The sequence below is a fragment of the Gardnerella swidsinskii genome (genome assembly GCF_023277705.1).
Classification (GTDB): Bacteria; Actinomycetota; Actinomycetes; order Actinomycetales; family Bifidobacteriaceae; genus Bifidobacterium; species Bifidobacterium swidsinskii.
This window is the reverse complement of sequence record NZ_CP083176.1, coordinates 1,260,177-1,279,916: the sequence shown is the minus strand read 5'-3', so window position 1 is coordinate 1,279,916 and position 19,740 is coordinate 1,260,177. Positions and strand designations below refer to the sequence as shown.

17 protein-coding genes and 1 tRNA gene are annotated in these 19,740 nt (G+C 47.7%); 4 read left to right on the top strand and 14 right to left on the bottom strand.

Going from position 1 to position 19,740, the window contains the following annotated elements:
- Positions 1-336: 336 nt before the first annotated feature.
- The 10 genes from K9E37_RS05180 to K9E37_RS05135 form a co-directional block, all read right to left on the bottom strand.
- Positions 337-1,350: an Abi family protein gene (locus K9E37_RS05180; protein ID WP_004110605.1), complete on the bottom strand. Its 1,014-nt coding sequence runs from the start codon at positions 1,348-1,350 to the stop codon at positions 337-339.
- A gap of 173 nt (positions 1,351-1,523) precedes the next feature.
- Positions 1,524-1,596: transfer RNA gene (locus K9E37_RS05175), tRNA-Arg, on the bottom strand.
- Between the two features lie 311 nt (positions 1,597-1,907).
- Positions 1,908-4,649: an ATP-binding cassette domain-containing protein gene (locus tag K9E37_RS05170; RefSeq protein WP_248893157.1), complete on the bottom strand. Its 2,742-nt coding sequence runs from the start codon at positions 4,647-4,649 to the stop codon at positions 1,908-1,910.
- Positions 4,650-4,703: 54 nt separating this feature from the next.
- Positions 4,704-5,312: an ECF transporter S component gene (locus tag K9E37_RS05165; RefSeq protein WP_076002672.1), complete on the bottom strand. Its 609-nt coding sequence runs from the start codon at positions 5,310-5,312 to the stop codon at positions 4,704-4,706.
- A gap of 442 nt (positions 5,313-5,754) precedes the next feature.
- Positions 5,755-6,528 carry a DUF4191 domain-containing protein gene (locus K9E37_RS05160; protein ID WP_102155780.1) on the bottom strand — a complete coding sequence of 258 codons (774 nt, stop codon included), beginning with the start codon at positions 6,526-6,528 and terminating at the stop codon, positions 5,755-5,757.
- A gap of 189 nt (positions 6,529-6,717) precedes the next feature.
- Positions 6,718-7,356, bottom strand: coding sequence for a DUF3043 domain-containing protein (locus tag K9E37_RS05155; protein WP_076002671.1), 639 nt, complete (start codon positions 7,354-7,356; stop codon positions 6,718-6,720).
- A 115-nt stretch (positions 7,357-7,471) separates the two neighbouring features.
- Positions 7,472-8,839 (bottom strand): dipeptidase, encoded by a 1,368-nt coding sequence (locus K9E37_RS05150; RefSeq protein WP_076002670.1) that lies wholly within the window; start codon positions 8,837-8,839, stop codon positions 7,472-7,474.
- 151 nt (positions 8,840-8,990) lie between these two features.
- Positions 8,991-9,545 carry a low molecular weight protein-tyrosine-phosphatase gene (locus tag K9E37_RS05145; RefSeq protein WP_076002669.1) on the bottom strand — a complete coding sequence of 185 codons (555 nt, stop codon included), beginning with the start codon at positions 9,543-9,545 and terminating at the stop codon, positions 8,991-8,993.
- Between the two features lie 80 nt (positions 9,546-9,625).
- Complete coding sequence (locus tag K9E37_RS05140; RefSeq protein WP_102703392.1) at positions 9,626-10,261, bottom strand: dihydrofolate reductase; 636 nt, start codon at positions 10,259-10,261, stop codon at positions 9,626-9,628.
- Between the two features lie 44 nt (positions 10,262-10,305).
- Complete coding sequence (locus K9E37_RS05135; RefSeq protein WP_102155384.1) at positions 10,306-11,178, bottom strand: thymidylate synthase; 873 nt, start codon at positions 11,176-11,178, stop codon at positions 10,306-10,308.
- 151 nt (positions 11,179-11,329) lie between these two features.
- Here K9E37_RS05135 and K9E37_RS05130 point away from each other — a divergent pair, with 151 nt between their 5' ends.
- Both K9E37_RS05130 and K9E37_RS05125 read left to right on the top strand, forming a co-directional pair.
- On the top strand, positions 11,330-11,749 hold the full coding sequence (locus tag K9E37_RS05130; protein ID WP_248893156.1) for an OsmC family protein: 420 nt from the start codon (positions 11,330-11,332) through the stop codon (positions 11,747-11,749).
- 140 nt (positions 11,750-11,889) lie between these two features.
- Positions 11,890-13,173, top strand: a complete 1,284-nt coding sequence (locus tag K9E37_RS05125; protein ID WP_049762346.1) for a glycosyltransferase — start codon at positions 11,890-11,892, stop codon at positions 13,171-13,173.
- 668 nt (positions 13,174-13,841) lie between these two features.
- Here K9E37_RS05125 and K9E37_RS05120 read toward each other — a convergent pair.
- The 3 genes from K9E37_RS05120 to K9E37_RS05110 form a co-directional block, all read right to left on the bottom strand.
- Entirely contained in the window at positions 13,842-14,867 is a 1,026-nt protein-coding gene (locus K9E37_RS05120; RefSeq protein WP_004105206.1) for a universal stress protein, read from the bottom strand.
- A gap of 141 nt (positions 14,868-15,008) precedes the next feature.
- Positions 15,009-15,731 (bottom strand): C40 family peptidase, encoded by a 723-nt coding sequence (locus K9E37_RS05115; RefSeq protein WP_076002665.1) that lies wholly within the window; start codon positions 15,729-15,731, stop codon positions 15,009-15,011.
- A gap of 120 nt (positions 15,732-15,851) precedes the next feature.
- Complete coding sequence (locus K9E37_RS05110) at positions 15,852-16,997, bottom strand: CHAP domain-containing protein (protein WP_248893154.1); 1,146 nt, start codon at positions 16,995-16,997, stop codon at positions 15,852-15,854.
- A 185-nt stretch (positions 16,998-17,182) separates the two neighbouring features.
- On the opposite strand from K9E37_RS05110, the gene K9E37_RS05105 reads away from it, so the two are divergent.
- Positions 17,183-17,449, top strand: coding sequence for a DUF2530 domain-containing protein (locus K9E37_RS05105; protein ID WP_004110629.1), 267 nt, complete (start codon positions 17,183-17,185; stop codon positions 17,447-17,449).
- Between the two features lie 51 nt (positions 17,450-17,500).
- Here the strand turns inward: K9E37_RS05105 and K9E37_RS05100 are convergent, their stop codons facing one another.
- Complete coding sequence (locus tag K9E37_RS05100) at positions 17,501-18,769, bottom strand: sensor histidine kinase (protein ID WP_116440380.1); 1,269 nt, start codon at positions 18,767-18,769, stop codon at positions 17,501-17,503.
- A 189-nt stretch (positions 18,770-18,958) separates the two neighbouring features.
- Here K9E37_RS05100 and phoU point away from each other — a divergent pair, with 189 nt between their 5' ends.
- A complete protein-coding gene (gene phoU / locus K9E37_RS05095) occupies positions 18,959-19,639 on the top strand; it encodes a phosphate signaling complex protein PhoU (protein ID WP_248893152.1) in 681 nt (226 codons plus the stop codon).
- The last annotated feature ends 101 nt before the right edge of the window (positions 19,640-19,740 follow it).

The following is a 19,740-nucleotide window of genomic DNA, read 5'->3' as shown; positions in this document are numbered from 1 at the left end:
TAAAAACCGACCACTTCCCCACACAAAGTACTACATGTTGTTATAACGCACGCATCGCACCACTATATGCTGTGCTGGTATATGCTGTGTGTGTTGTGTGCTGCGCTGCTGTATTCTGTGTGCTTCGTCGCTATATACTGTGTGAGATTCGTCACTATATGCCATGCTATATATACTGTGCAACGCGAAAGCAGGTCGTCGCGTCAGCAAGAAAATCCGACAGAAACTGTGCAGCCGTGTACAGAAAAAGTCGTTTGCGCGCAAAAAAAAATCGGGGCAGATGCACTCTCGCACTTCCGCCCCCCAAAACCCTAAGGTTTTCAAGCATTTTCAATTCTATCTTTCACATATCCAACTGTCAATAACAGTACAGATAAAAGCAAGCAATGAGTTAAATTTACTCGCTTTATCATACTCTTTTGTGTACTCAGATGCCTTTTTTATAAATCCTCCTGCAATGTATCTAATAATGCTTTTTTGATCATTCACGCATTCATCACATTGATAATTCCTAGACAAAAATCTCTTATACATATATGCAGTTATCACTATTTCTTTCATCTTCGCATTACACATATTCGATCGCCTCGCACGCTTATTGAACCCTACAGCTTCAATAGCTTTACTTACTTCTTCAAGCAAAAGCACGTTGTCAAAACTCTTTTCAGTAATTCCATCCAATATTGAATTAGAATGAGCACAAGCATTACGCACGGATTTTACCCTGCACAATAAGTGATGCTCCTTCTGCATCTCTCTACTACCCCATCTTTTTGCGCAAAAACGATAAAATCTTAACAATGTTCCAAATGTAATACCTTCAACAAATACCCAAATTGGCATTCCACCTGTATACTTTGCCGCCGATTCTCTGCTATATTTCCCATCTTTAAGTCGTTCTAATTCAGCAATTAGTATTTTGCGGTCATCGTTATAAAGACTAGACATGTAATCTTCAACAATGGAGTATCCATCTTCTTCAGGATTTTCAGTAAACATTTTCATTAACTTAACTTTTGCCTCATGCTCTATAGCTAAAGTTATTAGAAGCAAAAGTATTTGAAACATCCTATTAAGCTGCTCTATTTTGCATAATTGATCAAAATCCAAGTCAATATACTGGCCATCCCTAGATCCACCAACTCTCTTGCTAAACAATTTTTTATATGAACAAGTCTCAAAATAATATGAGAAGATTGAAAGGTAGGAAATTGCAGAATCTTCAGATTGTTTGTTAAAAGTTATACCTTGCTTCTTAAGATGTTTTATCTGATCTATTGACGAAAGCTTCACAGGCAATTTACTAATTGCACATGTTTTCTTTATATCCGAATCGCATTGATTGTCCATACTATGTATTCCCCTTTTCCAAACTATGGATAAATATCTTTTATTTTTGCGAATACTACCCCAATAGCATTCGATGACTCTTTAAATGCACCAGCGCATATGCAAATATTCTACAAAACACTACACGAAAAGCAACGAATAGACAGGCACGACCAAAAGTAGAAAATCAAAAGTGGGCCTAATGGGATTCGAACCCACGACCTTCTGCTCCGGAGGCAGACGCTCTATCCACTGAGCTACAGGCCCGCAACTCGAGAAAGTATACACGCTAGTGAGGATGCGCGACGACCTGCTTGAGCGCAGCACAGGGCGCGCGAAAGCAACTCGGAGCGCCGAGCTTGCTTAGGGTTGAAAGCACAGTGTGCTTTCAACGCAAGCGAGGTCTGCCTGCGGCTTTATTGACGCAGGCAGGGCAGGTTAGTGTGGTTGTGCTTTAGAAACTAGATTGTGACTGGGGACGCGAAGCAAAAAGCGGCAGAAACTGTACAGCCGTGTAAAGGAAATAACGCGCCGCTAGCAAAAGCCGCTATCAAAAGCAGCCATCGCGCGCACAGTCATCACGCGCCGCCAAGGAAGGCGAAGGTGCCGAAGTAAAGCGCAGCCACAACAGCAACCGACGGCACAATCGCACACACAGCAAAAATCCACCAGTCGCGCGCACGCACACGACTCACACGAGCGTGCGAACGCGCACCAACTCCCCCAAAACCGCGCGCTTCCATAGCAGTAGCGAGCGTCGTCGAACGTCGAATCGAAAGCACAAGCAGCGCGAACGACTGCGGGAAGAACGCCCTCACACGATGCTCATCACCCAAACCGCGCGAACGCCTCGACGCAGTTAGCGCCGCCCAATCATCCTGCAGCACGCCAAACAGCCTAATTCCAGCCAAACCGCCGTACACGAATCGATCCGGCAAATGTAGCACCTGACTGAAAGCATCCGCCAAATCCGTAGCATCAAGCCCAATCACCATCACAATCGACGGCACGCCAATCGCCAAAATCCTAAGCGAAGTCGCAACAGCCAGCATAGCCGAACGATCCGTAGCATGCATCAGCCACCACTGGAACCAAGTATTTCCGCCACTTTTGCCGTATAGCAACACAGTGAGCGCGGAAGTCGGCGCGCCCACCCACACAGGCCACGAAAGGCGAATCACACGCCATGGCGGAAGCTTAATGCACGCAAAAATCACAAATTCCAACAGCAACGCGACCGAAGCAGAAACGCAATCAAGCGTAAAAAGCAGCGGAATCGAAGCCGCGAACGCTCCAAAAATGCGAAATACTGGATTAATTGACGCAAGAAGTGGCGATTTGCTTGAAAGTTTCGCTTCCTCGTCGCGATTGTTTACAGCGCTCACTTTGATACGCGAAATGTCTGTTGCGCCGGTAGTTGCGGAAAGCGCTTCGGAAGATTTTGCTTCGGAAGATTTTGTTTCAACATCTTCAGCAGTACCCACTTCAGCAGCACTCGCTCCAGAACCAGCAGCTTCAGCAGCACTCACTTCAGCATCTTCAGCTTTCACATCTGGCACAAGCTCAACCAAACGCGCACCCAACGCCTCAACCAGCTCACGGTCATGCGTCACCACAATAATGCTCACACCCTCGCTACGAAGGCTTGCAATCAAGCGAATAATTTGCAACCAAGTTTTGCGATCCTGCCCAAAAGTCGGCTCGTCCAAAATCAGCACACGCGGAGCCGCAGCAAGCGACGCCGCCACAGTCAGACGACGCTTTTCACCTCCCGAAAGCGTGTACGGATTCGCCTTCGCGTAACGAGCCAGACGGAATCGCTTCAGCAACTCCTGAGCCTTCGCGCGCGCCTCATCCGCCGAAACACCCGTGCGAAGCGGCCCCAACATAACCTCATCCAACACCGAACCACACGCAAACTGATGCTCCGGATTCTGAAAAACGTACGAAATGCGCTTCGCCAAATCAGGCGACTTCCACTTCATTGGATCCGTACCATTCGCGCCTTGAGCAAGAGCATCACTCGCCACAACCTCGCCGCTTACTGCCGGCAAAAGACCAGCCAAAGTGAGCGAAAGCGTTGATTTTCCAGCACCGTTCGCGCCGACCAAAGCCGTAATCTGTCCGGCTTTAAACTCAAGATTGATGTGACGCGCAATCGGCTCGCTATTATGGCTGATTGCGAGGTCCTTCGTGAAAAGTAGCACTTCTCCGTAGCCTTCTGCTGGATCGCAGTTTTCGTAATATTTTTCAGAAGATTCTGCATTTGCGGAAGAATTACTTACGGAAGATTCATTTGCAGAAGATTTTACGTTTTTCTTGTAGCGTTCCGGAAGCCAAATACCCAGATCCTCAAAGTCCAAATCGGTGCGATTAAACACCTCGTCTGGCGTGCCGTCCGCCACAATCACTGTGCGCGAAGAAGCCACGCGCGCAATATCGTCATCGTGAACGGTTTCGTTGTTCGCAGCTTTTCCGTTCGCAGCTTCATCATTCTCAAGCCCAAGCACAACCACGCGGTCAATCATGTCAATCCACGGCTCCGCGTGATGCTCCACAAGCACCATCGTGGCATGCGTCGAATCCAAAACCGCGCGCACAGCACCCACAATCTGATGCGTGCCATCCGGATCCAAATTCGCAGTCGGCTCGTCCAAAAGCAGCACGCTCGGCTGCATAGCGAGCGCGCCAGCAAGCGCCAAACGCTGCATCTGACCGCCACTTAAATGCGAAGTTGAGCGATGCAATTGCAAGCCATCCAACCCAACTTCTTTAAGACTTTTGCGCACGCGATCCCAAATCTCGTTGCGCGGAACGTTCATATTTTCCGGACCAAACGCAACGTTATCCCCCAAACGCTGGAAAATCGCCTGTGCATCCGGATCTTGCAAAACCAAACCAACTCGACCGCGCGCACGTCGAACCGGCACGCCGTCAACCAAAACGCAACCCTCACTCACGCCACCATCGGCATCTTCGACGAGAGTGGTTTGCTGGGATTTTGCGCTATTTTTCGCCACAAAATCATTGCCAATAAGACCTGCCGCGCCGCTTAAAATCGTGGATTTACCGATGCCTGATGCACCAAGCAGCAACACGCGCTGCCCCGCCTTAATCGTGAGGTCCAACCCGCGCACAGCAAAAGCGCGACGGGAAGCATGACGATAACCCCAATTCTCAAAACGAAGTTCAGCGTTACTTGCGTTAGAAGCGTTATCACTAGCTCTACTTGCGTCACTAGCGTTGCTGATACTCTTGCGATCACTTAAATCTGTTGGAAGGAAAGTTTCAGATTCTTGCGATTGAGTAGCATCAGGCATAGTAAATCCTTTATGGCAATGATAGATTTTAGTTATTTCTTAATACGTTATTCGCTATTTTTCGCGTATTTCGCGACCGGACACAAACTGATCCAACGCGCCGGTCTTAGCGATTCCCACATACAAGAACCACATTAAAACACCAGCAAACACAATTCCGGAAACCACTGTGCTGGCGAAGTATGGAAGACCATACTTGCCGAATACGCTAACAGCCTGCAACTTACCGAGGAAGGTGTAACCCCAGCAACCAATACCAGTCAATGCGCCGGAAAGAATCATTGTGTTCAAATTCCACTTCTTGTAAGCGAAAATAATGAACGCAATTTCAGCAAACAAACCCTGAACCACTGCAATAGCGAAGGTTTCAGCACCACCCCACTGATTGCCCATCAAAGCTTCGAGCACGCCAGCTACGACTTCAGCGTAAATAGCAGCACCCGGCTTACGCACGATTACTGCGGCCAAAGGAGCAGCGAAGAGCCAAAGACCGTTAATAAGACCTGCAAAACCTGGAAGAATGCTGTTTAGCGCAGTCCATGGAACCTCACTAAAAATGGCAACAACCCAATAAATAAAAGCAGAAACAACGCCAATTACGGAAGCAACTGCGATGTCTGCAACACGCCACTGCATGTTGGACTGATAATTTTCTTCTGACATAAAAATGTGCCTTTCTTGTTACGTGTTGCAATGCGTTACATTGTGCGCAATGCAATATTTTGCGTTACATGTGTACATTACGATGTTGTGCGTCAAACGCGTTACATCGTGATGCGTTACATGCAATACTTTGCGTTACAAAGAAACCTTGCAACACCTCTCCAGGCACGGGAAAAACAGACCTCCGTGCGCCGGTATTACCCGGATTCACGTTCAAGCGGTTTTCTCTCAGCTCTGAATGTTCACGCTTGCATAAGCGAGATAACACAGAGCACCCGTGTCGATTGACGATTGTACGGCACTGCGTCGACGCCAACCCTCCAAACGCGCGCGCTGTGCTGCGCTCAAGCAGGTCGTCGCATCAATAAAAATGTGCGCAAGCGACGAACAAACGCCACTTACGCACGCAACAATAAGGCTAAAACACTAAAATTTACTTAATTTACTTACCGCGCATTGCACGACGGCTGATGCGCTGAGGACGCGTTGGATCGATGCCCTTCGGAATGCCAAATCCACTCTTGCTTTGCAACGTGCGCAAACGCTCATTCAAAATCGCAAGCTCTGTCTTAGTAAGGAAGAATCGGCGGTTCGGATGAATTTTATCGAACAACGCAAACTTGTGCTTCACAGGCTGTAGCGTCTTCGAGCGCAACACCTTTCCGCGCAATTCTTTAAGCTTCACCTGATTTTCGCCATTACCAACAGCAATACGGTATACAGGTATATTAGATCCGGCAGTAACGCTTTTAATAGCGTGCTCCTGTCGATCCATAGCATGCATTAAACGCTCGTAATTACCCTCACCAACGAGGAAAATTCCGTTAAAACCAGTGCCTCGCCAAAGCGCATCCTTCGTGCGCGCGTCCACCCACACAGGCTGCTGCGGAAAAGTAAAACCGCCCTTATTAATCGCAGAAATAATGCCAGCAGCCGCACCCGGGCGACCTTCCAACTTTGCGTAACCAACTTTATCTGCACGCTTCGTAAGCACAACAGTAAACAGCAGCAAGCCAAGCATCACCGCTGTAATAAACATCATAATCCACATCAAAATGGACCAACGAGATACAATTCCAAGAATTACAGCAACCAAAATCGGTGCAGCAAACGCGCAAGACAACCACAAAGGCAGCTGCTTATCGTCAGAATGCGTGTACTTATAAATACGTATAATCTGCGAGAACATGCCCTGCTTTTTCTTAGGCTTCTTCATACCTTGCGTCGCGCTCTGAGACGCGCCTTGCGATTTGCTTTGTGCTTTATCTTGTGCCATGCGTTTACCCCATGATATTCGCGTTATTTTGAGTATCTCAAATAATAATAGTAGCTTGTGCAAATATTAATAAATTTGCACTTACTTGTGCACTTACTTGTGCACTTACTTTTACACTTACTTTTACACTTACTTCGGCCAGTTACCACGCTTTGCGCTACTCGGCTTAGGCAAACGCCAGCGACGAAGCTGCATAGCGCGGCTGAATGCATACATGCCGGAACGCGATTTGCGCGACACAGCCACATCGCCAAAACGACGAATCAGCTCCTTACGCAACTTACGCCACATAACAAACATGTCAATTACAGATGCAAACAAATACGCGTACAAGAACACTGCAAAAACAAAATAAACAATCACAAATTTAGATAGCGCAAACAAGCAAATCATAATCAACACTGCAACTGGTATGAAAAACTCGCCAATATTAATTCGAGCATCCACGTAATCGCGAATATACACACGCCACGGAAGCTGCTCAATTTTTGGCATATGCGCCAAATCGCCAGTGCGCATTGCGTTGTATTGCAAATTCTCAGATTCGCGAAGACGAGCGCGCGCGCGTTTTGCACTTTCCTTGCGATCTGCCGGCACTAGTGGACGAAGCTTTTGCGCCTGAGCAGCGTTGCGCTTAGGAGTCGGCGCGTTTTTTTCGCGAGATTTCGTCGCTACGGACGATTCTGCATCCGCTACTTTCTTTTGCGACGAAGGAGTAGACGCGCCCTCATTATTGGCAGTTTTCTTTGCAAATGGATTCCATGTCATGTTTGCAGATTACTCAACAGACTAGACGCATGCAGACGCGGCGGAAACGGCAGAAGCGGCAGAAACTTTACAGCGTTGCAAAGTTTCTGCCGCCTTCGCGCAAAATTAGCCAGAATTACTCGCCCAATCGATCCAAAAGCAGCGCTTCCGTCACAATATTTCCGCGCAAACCAGAAAGCGAAATCGACTCGTTCGGGCTGTGTGCATTAGACTTAGGGTCTTCCGGACCCGTCACCAGCACCTGCGCCTTCGGGAAGATGCGCTGAAGCTCAGGAATAAACGGAATCGAGCCGCCCTCGCCCTTGTTTACCGGCTCCACGCCGAAAGCATCGCGCATAGAAGCGAGCGCATCCTTCGTTGCAACAGCATCCGGATCCATTGCCCAACCCATGCCGTTATCAATCGGCTCTGCAGTAACTTCCGCACCAAAAGGCGCGTGAGATACCAAGAAGTCACACAACGCTTTTTGCGCTTCTTCCGGACGCTGCGAAGGCGCGGTACGAAGCGAAAGACGCAACTTAGTTTCGTGCGCAATCACATTAAAACTGCCCTCAACAGGATGTGCGTCCATGCCGATTACCGTCAGGCTTGGCTTAGTCCACATGCGCGCGGCGAGAGAACCGGTGCCTGCAAGCTTATAAGAATCGACCACGGAAGCGTCGGCGCGCACTTGTGCTTCGTCCAAATCGCGCTGCAAACCGCCAACCGGTTCCTGTGCTTCAATTCCAGGAACTGCCAAGTCGCCAGCTTCGTTGTAAAGCGAGGCAATAAGCATGGAAGCGAGCGTGTAAGCGTCCAAAATCGGACCGCCAAACTGTCCAGAATGCACTTGATGACCAAGTACTTTAACCCTTACATCCACGTCGGTATTTCCACGCAAACTCGTTGTAAGACTTGGGATTTCGGCGGACCAATTGCCGGAGTCGGCAACGATAATTACGTCGGATTCGAACTCGTCTTTATGCGATTCAATGAACGGGATGAAGCTTGGCGAGCCCATTTCTTCTTCGCCTTCGATGAAAACCTTAATATTTACGCGCAAATCGTCGCTTAGTGCGCGCAAAGCTCCGTAGTGAATTGCGATTCCGCCGCCGTCGTCAGCTGAGCCGCGTCCGTAGAGGCGACCGTCGCGCTCTGTGCCTTCAAATGGGTTTGTGTTCCACTCGGATGGGTCCGGAACAGGCTGCACATCGTGATGCGCGTACAGCAAAACCGTTGGCGCACTTGGGTTTACGATACGAGAGCCGACCACTTCAAAAGCCCCCGGAGTGCCGTCCGGATTCGTGGACTGCTCAACGCGCGCGTCAATACCAACCTCACGCAATACCCCAGCCACGTATTGCGCGGACTTTTGCATATGCTCGCCGGCAATACCCTTAGCAGAAACCGCAGCCAGCGAAATCTTCTTATTCAACACGGAAACTACATCATTCCAGGCGTTTTGCACGCGAGCGCGCACGTCTTCGACAGCCAAACCTGCCATAAATCCTCCCAACTAAAAGTAACAGAGCGGTAATTGATACCTGTAAAACTATACCTACAAATTTAAACTATGTCCGCAAACACGAGGAAACGCTCGCACTATAAGTGCTCGCTTATAGCGCGAACGTTACCTCACATTTGGAGCGCTTAGATTAGCGGTCAGCCCTCTCAATGCGCGCGGCAACCCAATCGACGATATAAGGTGCGCACTGCTCAACCTGATCCATCGCAACTTCGAACTCGCGAGGACCTCCGTACCACGGATCAGCCAAGTCAAGCAACATCTCGCGACCAGGCTGCGGCTTAGGAATCGATGGATCAAACGCGCGGTACATGTGCACAAGTTCGCGCTTTTGCGGCGGCAACAAACGCAAAAGCGAGTGCATATGCGAAGCCGTCATAGGCAAAAACAGGTTCGTTTCCGCAATTTCATCCGCTTCAATTCGATGCGCAAAATGCGACGCAGGAATCCTGTATCCGCGCTTAGTTAATTCCCTTTGCGCGCGACGGTCAATCGGATTTCCGTACTCTTCGTCGCTTACACCGCTGGAACGCACGGCAACAACGTCACCCAATCCCCTCAATTGAAACTCGTTGCGCAACACAATTTCCGCCATTGGCGAGCGACAAATATTGCCTGTGCAAACCGTCATAACGGTATATGGGTGACGCGCGTCTACCTTGATTTTGCTTGATTCTTCAGTCATGCTTCCTCGTTTATTTTGCTGTCTCGTTTATTTTGCTGTCTCGTTTATTTTGCTGTCTCGTCTACTTTGCGATTTCTCGTTTACTGAGCAGGCTCATATACCATAAACCGGTATCGTGCAGGATTGCTTTCGCTACCAACTTTCAGCGGCGCTTCCTCAAACTCGCCTTCGCGCGCAACATGCCATTTTCCTGCATCAACTAATGCATGAATATTCGGAGCAAATGTGTCCGCTGCAACTTTCGCTTCAATTTGCGTTACGTAAGCTGCGTCTGCGTGATAATTCGCAAGCATTTCGCGCAAAATCGCAGCTCCGCCAATAACCCAGATTGCTCGTCCGTCTAAAGGCGAGTCTTGAGATACGCTTTCCTGACTTTCCAGCACTTCCCTATTTTCCAGCCATTCGCGCGCATAATCTAAAGCCGCATCAATGCTAGTAAAACTACGCGCTCTATCCGCCACAAAATCAGGATTATGCGTAACAACAATATTTTCGCGCCCCGGAAGCGGACGGAATTTCGGCGGCATCGCATCCCATGTACCGCGACCCATAATCACAGGGCAACCGATAGTCATCGCCTTAAAATAGCGCAAATCCGGCGAAAGTCGCCACGGCATGCCTCCGTTTACGCCCATCGCGCCGGGCCTGCCGTCCAAACCAAAAGCCTCGCCCCAAATCAGTCGCACAGGGAAATTATGTGACACGCTGTTTGCCATATACGCACCTCACACGCTAAATCAAGCAAAATAATTCGCAATTATCACACAGCAACCGGCGCTTTAATCGTCGGATGATGCTTGTAATCAATCACCTTAAAATCGCTGTAATCGTAGTCAAAAATCGAATCCGCCTTACGAATTTCAAGCTGCGGATACGGGTATGGCTCGCGCGAAAGCTGCTCAAGCACCTGCTCAACGTGATTGTCGTAAATATGGCAGTCGCCGCCCGTCCACACGAACTCACCCGGCTCCAAACCTGCCTGCTGAGCCATCATCATCGTCAAAAGCGAGTAGGACGCAATGTTAAACGGCACGCCGAGGAACATATCGCAAGAACGCTGGTAAAGCTGGCACGAAAGCTTGCCGTCGGCAACGTAGAACTGGAAAAGCGAGTGGCATGGTGGCAACGCCATATGCTCAACTTCCGCAGGATTCCAAGCGCTAACAATCATGCGGCGAGAATCTGGGTGATTCTTCATAAGATCCAGAACGTTTGCGATTTGGTCGATTGTGCGGTTTGGATTTTCCGCTGTCGGAGCCGGCCAACTCCTCCACTGCACGCCGTAAACAGGGCCCAAATCGCCGTTTTCGTCCGCCCACTCGTCCCAAATATGAACGCCGTTTTCTTGCAACCAACGCACATTACTCGAGCCTTTAAGGAACCAAAGCAGCTCGTACGCAAGTCCTTTGAAAAACACGGTTTTCGTGGTAATCAGCGGGAAGTATTTGCTAATATCGAAGCGAATTTGCTGACCAAAAAGTGAGATTGTGCCAGTGCCGGTGCGATCTGATTTTAAAGTGCCTTCCGTAAGGATTTTTCGCACTAAATCCTCGTAAGGAGTTGGGATGCTGGAAAGCGGTTTTTGTGGTACGCGCGCGCGAATTGCGGCAAGTTCTTCTTCTGTTAAAGCCATGCTGCCATGTTAACAAAGTGCTAATAAATTTAAAGAATCGCGCTCGTAAAACCATATGCCTACCGCGCAAAACGCTAACTTCTGCAATTGAACGCAAAGTTACAATCCTTACGATAACATGAACAAATACGACTACAGCAAAGGAGCAAAAATGTCTAGAAGATTATGGGTTGAGCGCGCAGAAGACGGCACTTGGGAAGCACACAGCGACGACGGTGCAAGCCTTAAGTTTGGCCGCGGCGAAGGCATGTTTAATCCGGTTGAGCTGATGCAGATTGCTTTAGCCGGCTGCACCGCGCTTAGCAGCCAGTACGCGGCTGAGCAGGCGGTTGGCGAAGGTGCCGGCGCGCGAGTTGTGGTAAACGGCACGTACGACGCGGAAGAAGGCACGTACTTGCGTTTTCAAGAAGACGTCACTCTTGACGCAACTTGCGCAAAACCTGCACTCAGCCAGGAAGATGCGGCCGCGCTTAAAGAGCGCATGGAACGTCATATTTCCAGGGGTTGCACGGTTAAGCATACGCTCGAAAATGGGGCGAAAGTAAGCGTAAACGTTACGGTTCGACGCTAGGATAAGCCAAAAGTCGCGAAAAATCACACTAAACTTGCACTAAACTTGCACTAAAATTCACCACGTGTGGCACAATTGAGTACACAAGATATTTGCGCAATAATGACGCTACGCATGCATGTATGCAACCGGAGGAAACTTTGAAAATCGCTATTTTTACAGAAACGTATCCACCGTACATAAATGGCGTCGCAACACAGTCTTACATGCTCAAAAAGATGTATGAAGAGCTCGGGCATGAAGTGCTAGTAGTCACGGTCGGCTCCGAAAAACAGCGCAAAACCAAGCTTGAAGATGGAGTTGTTTACGTTCCAGGCATATTGCTTAAAAAGCTTTACAAATACCGCGTTGCCCTTCCGATTGGTCACATGCGAAAGCAGCTGCCGCTTAAATTTAAGCCGGACGTTATTCATATTCAAAACGAATTTGGTATTGGCGAAATCGGCTTGGAAGTAGCAAAAAAAGAGCATATTCCCGTTATTTATACGCTTCACACGGAATACGATAAATTCCTGTTTTACATTGGCTTAAAGCATTTTACTGAGTTCTCTCGCAATATTTCGGCGAAATATTTTATGCGATTCTCGAAAAATGCCACAATTATTACGAGCATGTCTCCTAAAGCACAGGCATATATTGACCGTCAGAAGGTTGATAAAAAAGTGATTGTGCTGAATAACGCTGTGGAATATAAAAAGTTCCTACCAACACCTGAACGACTTGCATTCCGCAAAGCTTTCCGCGAAAAATATGGCGTTTCTGACTCTACTAAGCTGTTTGTTTTCGTTGGTAGAATCGGTGCTGAAAAAAATATTTCAGAATTAATTGACAACTTTATGTATTGCGATTTTCCTCGCGAAAAAGCGCGCTTATTTGTTATTGGCGGCGGTCCTGATTTGGAATCGTTGCGCAAGCGCGTGGCAGATAATGGTTTTGACGACAGAATTTGCTTGCTTGGGCCTATTGCTCACACGGAAATTCCAAAGTATTTGCACGCAATGGACTACTACACAACCGCATCACTTTCCGAAATGCACTCACTTTCGATGTTAGAAGCAATGGCTTCCGGTCTGTTTGCGCTTGTAAAGCATGATGTACCGAATGAGAAGCAGATTATCAGCGGTCAAAACGGGTATCAGTGGGATACTAAGGAAGATTTTAAAACTGTTTTTAGTAAAGTTTTGAATATGAGCGAGACTGAGCAGGCTCAGCTTAAGGCGAACGTGCTCGAGTATTCGAAAAATAACGATTTTAAGAGCCAAGCACTTGAGCTGCTTAAGATTTACAAGCGCGCAATCGAGATGAACAAAGAGAAGCTCGCTGAAAAGAAAGCTAAGCGAGATGCCAGACGCGCGCGTTTTATGCTGAAAAAGCGCGAGAATACTGAAGCGGAGTCGCAAGAGCCGCAAAAGCCGCAAGACTAGATGACCTGCGCGCTCCAAATGTGGGATAAAATCCCCGGCAAATGTGGTCAGCTTCGGCAAAACCAACAACAAACGCCAGTAAAAACTCCGGCAAATGTTTCACTACGCCGGTCTTCAGACACGCGCGCAGCGCGACGACCTGCTTTCGCGCTGCGATTTTAGCGCGCGAAGGCAATTCGGAGCGGAAACTCGCTTAAGTTGGAAGTCCAGTGGACTTCCAACGCGAGTTTCGCGCGCGAGCGTAATCAGCGCGAGCGCAATCTGCACGAATGTCTCAAAACAAGCAAAATGAGACCCTAACGCAGTACGCAATCTGCACTAATGTCCGAAAACAACCAAACAGAGACAATAACGCAGTAACTCATCTGCACCAGTGTCTCAAAATGGGCAAAATGAGACACGCGCGCAGAAAGCAAGTCAACGCTAGTAATTCAGTGCTCAAGCAGGTCGTCAGCGCACACAAAACACAACCTAGTTTCTAAAGCATAACCACACAAATCTGTCCTGCCTTCGTCAATCGAGACGAAGGCAGACCTCGCTTGCGTTGAAAGCACACCGTGCTTTCAACCCTAAGCAAGCTCGGCGCTCCGAGTTGCTTTCGCGCGCGCTGTGCTGCGCTCAAGCAGGTCGTCGCAGCAACGCGAGCGTTATCCCAAGCAGTCGTTGCATTATCGCAGCGGATCGATTGTTTGTTCAATCTCCTTAGCAGCTTCTTTACCAGCCTTCGGCACATCAACCTCATGCACTCCGGAAATATCGTCAATAGACGCTTCAGAATGCTGCTTTTGCGCTGCCGCAACCTGAGCTGCACTAAATTCCACATACTTGCGCGGCACAACGTACACAGGCCTCGAAGAATGCTGCAACAATCCCTGGCTAATCGAGCCAAGCAGCAAACCGGTAAAGCCACCGCGACCGCGAGAACCAACAACCACAAGATCATGATTCAAACTAGCTTGAGTCAAAGCTTCAACAGCAGAACCAGGCACAACAGTTCGATGAATTTGCAAATCCGGCAAACGCTGCAAAATTGGCTTCACGCGCTCCTCAAGATCCTCCATGTACGAGCCCATAACAGCGGTGTCGCCCTCAGCACCTTGCACTCTTGGCACTGCGGAAATAACATCAAGCTCAGCATGCCAGCTATCCGCCAAATCAGCCGCAATTTCAAGAGCTTTAAGCCCCCACTTTGACTCGTCAGAACCAACAGCCACACGCGTAATCGTATTATTCAAATGAATACGCTGACCGTCATCGTCAGTGTAAGGCACAACCACAATTGGGCAATACGCATAAGCTGGAAGCGAAGAACTAGTTGTGCCGAGCAAACGCTCTGCTAAGCCACCTTTGCCGCGATTGCCAATCACAATAAGCTGATAGTTACGAGAAAGCTCCACGAAAACCGAGGAAGGATCACCCGTAACAATTAGCGTAGTCGCGTCAACACCCTGCTCAAGAGCAACAGCTTTTGCTTTAGATAGAATTTCTTGTGCATCGTGATGAGCTGCATTATCGTCACCAATCGCAGTGTAAGTGGCATCAAAAGAAACAGCAGCATAACTTGGCAACGAATAAGCGCAAACAATTTGCAATTGCAACCCAGCATGCTTTGCATAATTTGCAGCCCACCAAACCGCTTTATAGCTCGCGTGTGAGCCGTCAACTCCAACCAATACAGCTTTTTCTGGGATCATTGCCAACCTCCTCATACTTGCACTTGCGACAGCAGCGTCACTCGCGCACAACTTGTAAATACTATTGTAGCGTAATTTTAGATTGAGTGTTGGCCAGTTTTGCGATATATGACTACAGAAACTCTACAGAAGCTATAGAAACTACAGAACGCGACGAATAGAGTATCCGCCTGGGAACACGCAGCGGATAGGATCATACTTAGTGCCAGCAAGCTGCGAATTAATTACCATGCCGTTACCAACATAAATAGAAGCATGCTGCGCATTCGCGATAATATCTCCAGGCTGCGCTTGAGCCAAACTTGGGATTGGGGTTCCAACAGTTGCCTGCGCTCCAGAAGTACGAGGCAAAGAAATACCAACACTAGCAAAAACATACTGCACAAAACCGGAGCAATCCCATCCAGCAGGAGTATTGCCACCACTACGATACGGAACTTTGCCTAAGAATTGAGTAGCAAAATTCAAAAGAGAGGCAACAGACTTACCGTCAGGAGGAACTACAGAAGCAAGAGGAACCTGCTCAGCACCACTGCGGAAACCAGAACGGCTTGCAGCGGCATTTCCAGCAAAAGCACGGCGTGCCGTTTCAGCAGCTTGTTCGCTAGGAGTCTTAGTTTGAGGTACATTCAAGCTTTCTATACCACCCCAATGGGAATTTGCGTCGACATCAGTAGAAGTAGATTCAGTTAAAATATCGCGACGCACATTCGTCACCTTTGGAAATGCGCGCGTAGAAGTGACAGCTGAGTCGGAAAGCTCATGCGAAGATTCTGCCATGGCGAATGGCACCATAACAGTAAGCATTGAAGCTGCAGCGGCAGCTGATACAAAAACTGAGAAAATTCTACTTTGTTTTAGCATACTTTCCGTAGTGTATCATCTGGGTATTACATACGAGAAAAATAGCAACGCCAGTAATAAACAAACTAATTTTAGTAACAAACAAAGCAGCTCTAGTAACGAAGCTTCAGTAATGCAGCTTTAGTAATGAATAAACTGATATTGAGAAACTTTCTTAGCGTCAAACTTGCGCGAGAAAGTTCGTCCTTGGTAAGAAGCGCCACATTCAGAAGTTTCAATAGAACCGTCTGAATTAATTTTTTCAACAACTGCAACGTGCCCATAGAATGGATCAGAACCAGCCTGACCCGAGCGGAACACCATGATATCGCCAACATGACGAGCGGAATTATCTACCCAATAGCCAAGACTGCGCGCAGAATCAGCCCACATATTTCCGTTACCAAAATGCGAGCCAACAGGCAAACCTAACTGATGGCGGCGAATATACACCCACCACGTGCACTGGCTGAACTCATACGCGTTACCGGTATCCCCAGTTGCGTGATTTGGATTAAAGCCCTTCGGCAAAACGTCAAAGTCTTTATCTATCAACAAAGCAACCTTAGGATTATTCGCAGCAGAACGCGACATTTCCGCAATATTAAAGCCTGAATCAGAACCTAAATTCCACGAATCAAACTTCGAAGATATAGTAGAAAAAGTGCCAGGTTGTACTGAATTAGCAACCTTATTGGCTAAGTTTCCATGCTTCGAATCCGAGCGAGCAGAACTATCTTCATTCGCGCTATTTGCAGCATCAGCAGAGCCCGCATTATGCGATTTTTTAGCAGCATTCTCAATAGAGTCAACAGCATTATTAATAGTCGCCATAGGATCAAGAGACTCGCGCTGGCTAGAACGCGAAACTGTTGAAGATGCGTCGCCAACTGCAGTCATAGACGGCTCAAATTCGGAAGCGCGAGCATCAAAACTATTAACCTTAGTTAAAGCCATAGTAGCTGCAACAGTACCAACCATTGCAACAAGAGAAGCCGAAAGTATTACATTGTGACGACGCTCATTAGCAAGCTTAGACAACCTAAGCGCGCGCCTGCTTTGAGGAACAAGCTCCTGCAAACGCTCAGAAACAGCTTCTGGAAGCTCTACAACAGCACCATTGCTAGTAGCAACCGCAGCCAAACGCTCACTAACACGATTAGCCTGAACAGAACGCATACCGCGCACACTATGCGCACCATGCGCGCCATGCTGAGCTACAAACAGCGAAAGCGGCGAATCACCACGCCTCTTTGCTTTTGTGGCACCATGTGCAGCATGTCTCATACTAATCACTTTCTTATGTTAAACGTGGAACGCAGCGCACAAACGCTACACCCCCAACTGATTTTCTTCCAATCTTCTATGTGAAAGGTTACAACGTGGTTAGGATGTAAGAAACGCACACAACCTAAATCCGCCAATTTTCGCGCTTAAGCTGCACTTGTCACACTTAGACTTCGGTAAGTTGTATGGTTGGAAGTATGAAATTTGCACCTATAGTTAATCCTGATGCACGAAAAGCAGCACCAAAACCGCTGCGCGTTGATTTGCGAAAGGTTTTTGCTATAGGAACGATCGCGTGGCTAGTCGCAACAATGATTGCGCTTATCGTTGCGTTATTGCATATTACAACTTGGTTTCCTGTGCTGTTTTGCGTATCGGGAACAATTATTGGCGTTCTGCTATTAATCTGGGAACATTTTGACCGCTGGGACTACAGGCGCTTAGGAAAATAGTTTATTGCTGATTTGCTAACTTGCTGATTTGCTAACTTGCTAACTTGCTGCTTATTTATTTGCAATTGGTAGCGCAAAACTTACGGTAGTACCCTGCCCCGGCATACTCCAAAGCGTAATATTTCCGTGGTGCGTAAGTGCCACATGCTTAGCAATTGCAAGCCCTAAACCTACACCATCCTGGCTTTGACTATTTTGATTATTCGCACGATAGAATCGTTCAAAAATTCGCGACTGATCTTGCAAATCAATGCCAACTCCGCGATCTACAACACGAATCACAGCGTATTGACCATCTGTTGAAAGTGACGCAGATAGCGAAACTGTAGAATTTTTTGGAGAATACGTAATTGCATTCTCAACTAATTTCCGCACTGCAGCTTGAATTTGCGAAATTTCACCGCGCACGCATAAGTGCGAATCGACTTTTGACACGACGCGTACGCAACAATCCTTAGCAAACGCAGCAACTTGATTTTGCACATACGACAAAACATCATTCAAAGAAAATACTTGCGCAGAATCTAAATCAATAGGATTTTGAGCGCGAACCAGCCATAACAAATCTTCAAGCATGTGCTCAAGTTTCTTGGAAGATTTACCGGCAATTTGCGCAATATCTTTAATTTTTTGCGCAGATACCTGTTCGTTTTGCAAAACTTTCGTAAGCTGAGTTAAGTTGCGAGTAGATCGCATTAACTGCTCAGAAACGTTGGAAATAAAGTCGTCGCGAGTTTGCGCAAAACGGTGAGCTGCACTCGTATCCTCAATAATTACAACTACAATACCGCCTCCAATGCTTCCAGCCGTAACAGTAAGCCAATTAGGGCGCGAAACAGTGGTTGACTCTTGAGGATTTGCAGTTATTGACACATAACGCTCAGGGGTCGAAGTAACCAAAGAGAAGCGCTCGAATCCGCCAGAAGCGCGTACGGAATTAACAGCTTGAAGAACGCGAGGCTGACATAGAGAATCATCGCTAACAACACCCAGCAAATAAGCTTCAGAACTTGCGCGAATTACGTCATTGTTGGCATCAATTACAACAGTTGGCATGTCGAGCATTGCCAAAACTTGGGACGCGTCGTCGCTGATGTCGTCACTTGCGTTGTCGCTGATGTCGTCGGTTATGTCGTCGCTTTCGTCATACTTTGCGCCATACCTTGCGCCACGAATATAATTAAACGCTCGCTTAAAAAGACGCAAAACTGTAGAAAACCAATCCGACATCAACACACACAACGAAAGCACAACGCACAACGCAAGCACGCCGAAAGCAACAAATACAACGATCACAACCGCAGAAGAACCTTGAGGCATACTCCTATAATCTCATATTTTGCGCGCTTTTGTAACTATGCAACTAAAAAGCGGCAGAAACTTTACACGGCTGTAAAGTTTCGGTCGCTTCGTTACCAGCGTCGTCTATAATTACATAGGATGCCTGACTTATAGCAACGTGCAAACTAGGCGTTCAAATAAACTCACAGCACTGAGAAAGGACGCACCATGCGAGTAATTTTCAACGAAGAAATGAAGGCAATTGCTTCAAACATCGAGCGCATGGCAGAACTTGTAGCAAAAGCTATGAACGATGCTGGAAGCGCGCTTTTAAACGCGGATTTGGAAGCTGCTCAAACTGTTATCGATAAAGACGCAGACTTAGACGCTTTAGAAGCAAGCACTATTGACCAATGCTTGACTTTGCTTGCTCGCCAAAACCCTGTGGCAACGGACTTGCGCGAAGTTGTAGCTACAATGCGGTTAGCTGCAACGTTTGAACGCATGGGAGATTTAACAAGTCATATCGCTCAAATTACTAGACGAACCTGGCCTGAATCTGCTATTGCGCAAGAAGGACGCGAAACTATTGTTGCAATGGTTGATTTCTTGCACGAACTGTCAGGCCGCTTAACGACCATGGTTGCAAATCGCGATGTGCAAATGGCGGAAACTATTATTGCTGGCGACGATGCGCTCGACAAATTGCACGAAAAGATTTTTGAGCTGGTAGAAGGCGAAAATTGGAAGGGTACACGCAGGCAGTTAATTGATGTCGTTCTGCTTAGCCGCTTTATTGAGCGAATTGGAGACCATTGCGTTGCCGTCGCAAGGCAAATTGTGTTTATTGTTTCCGGATTCGATCCGTCCAAGAAGCCGGAGCCAGATAAAGACACGGTTGTAGCGTAAAGCGGTTACAGCGAAACGCGCTACGCACTTTCAAGTTACTCAAAGTGCGCACGAAAATAAAACGTGAATAAAAAAGTAGGTCTGCAAATTAATTGCAAACC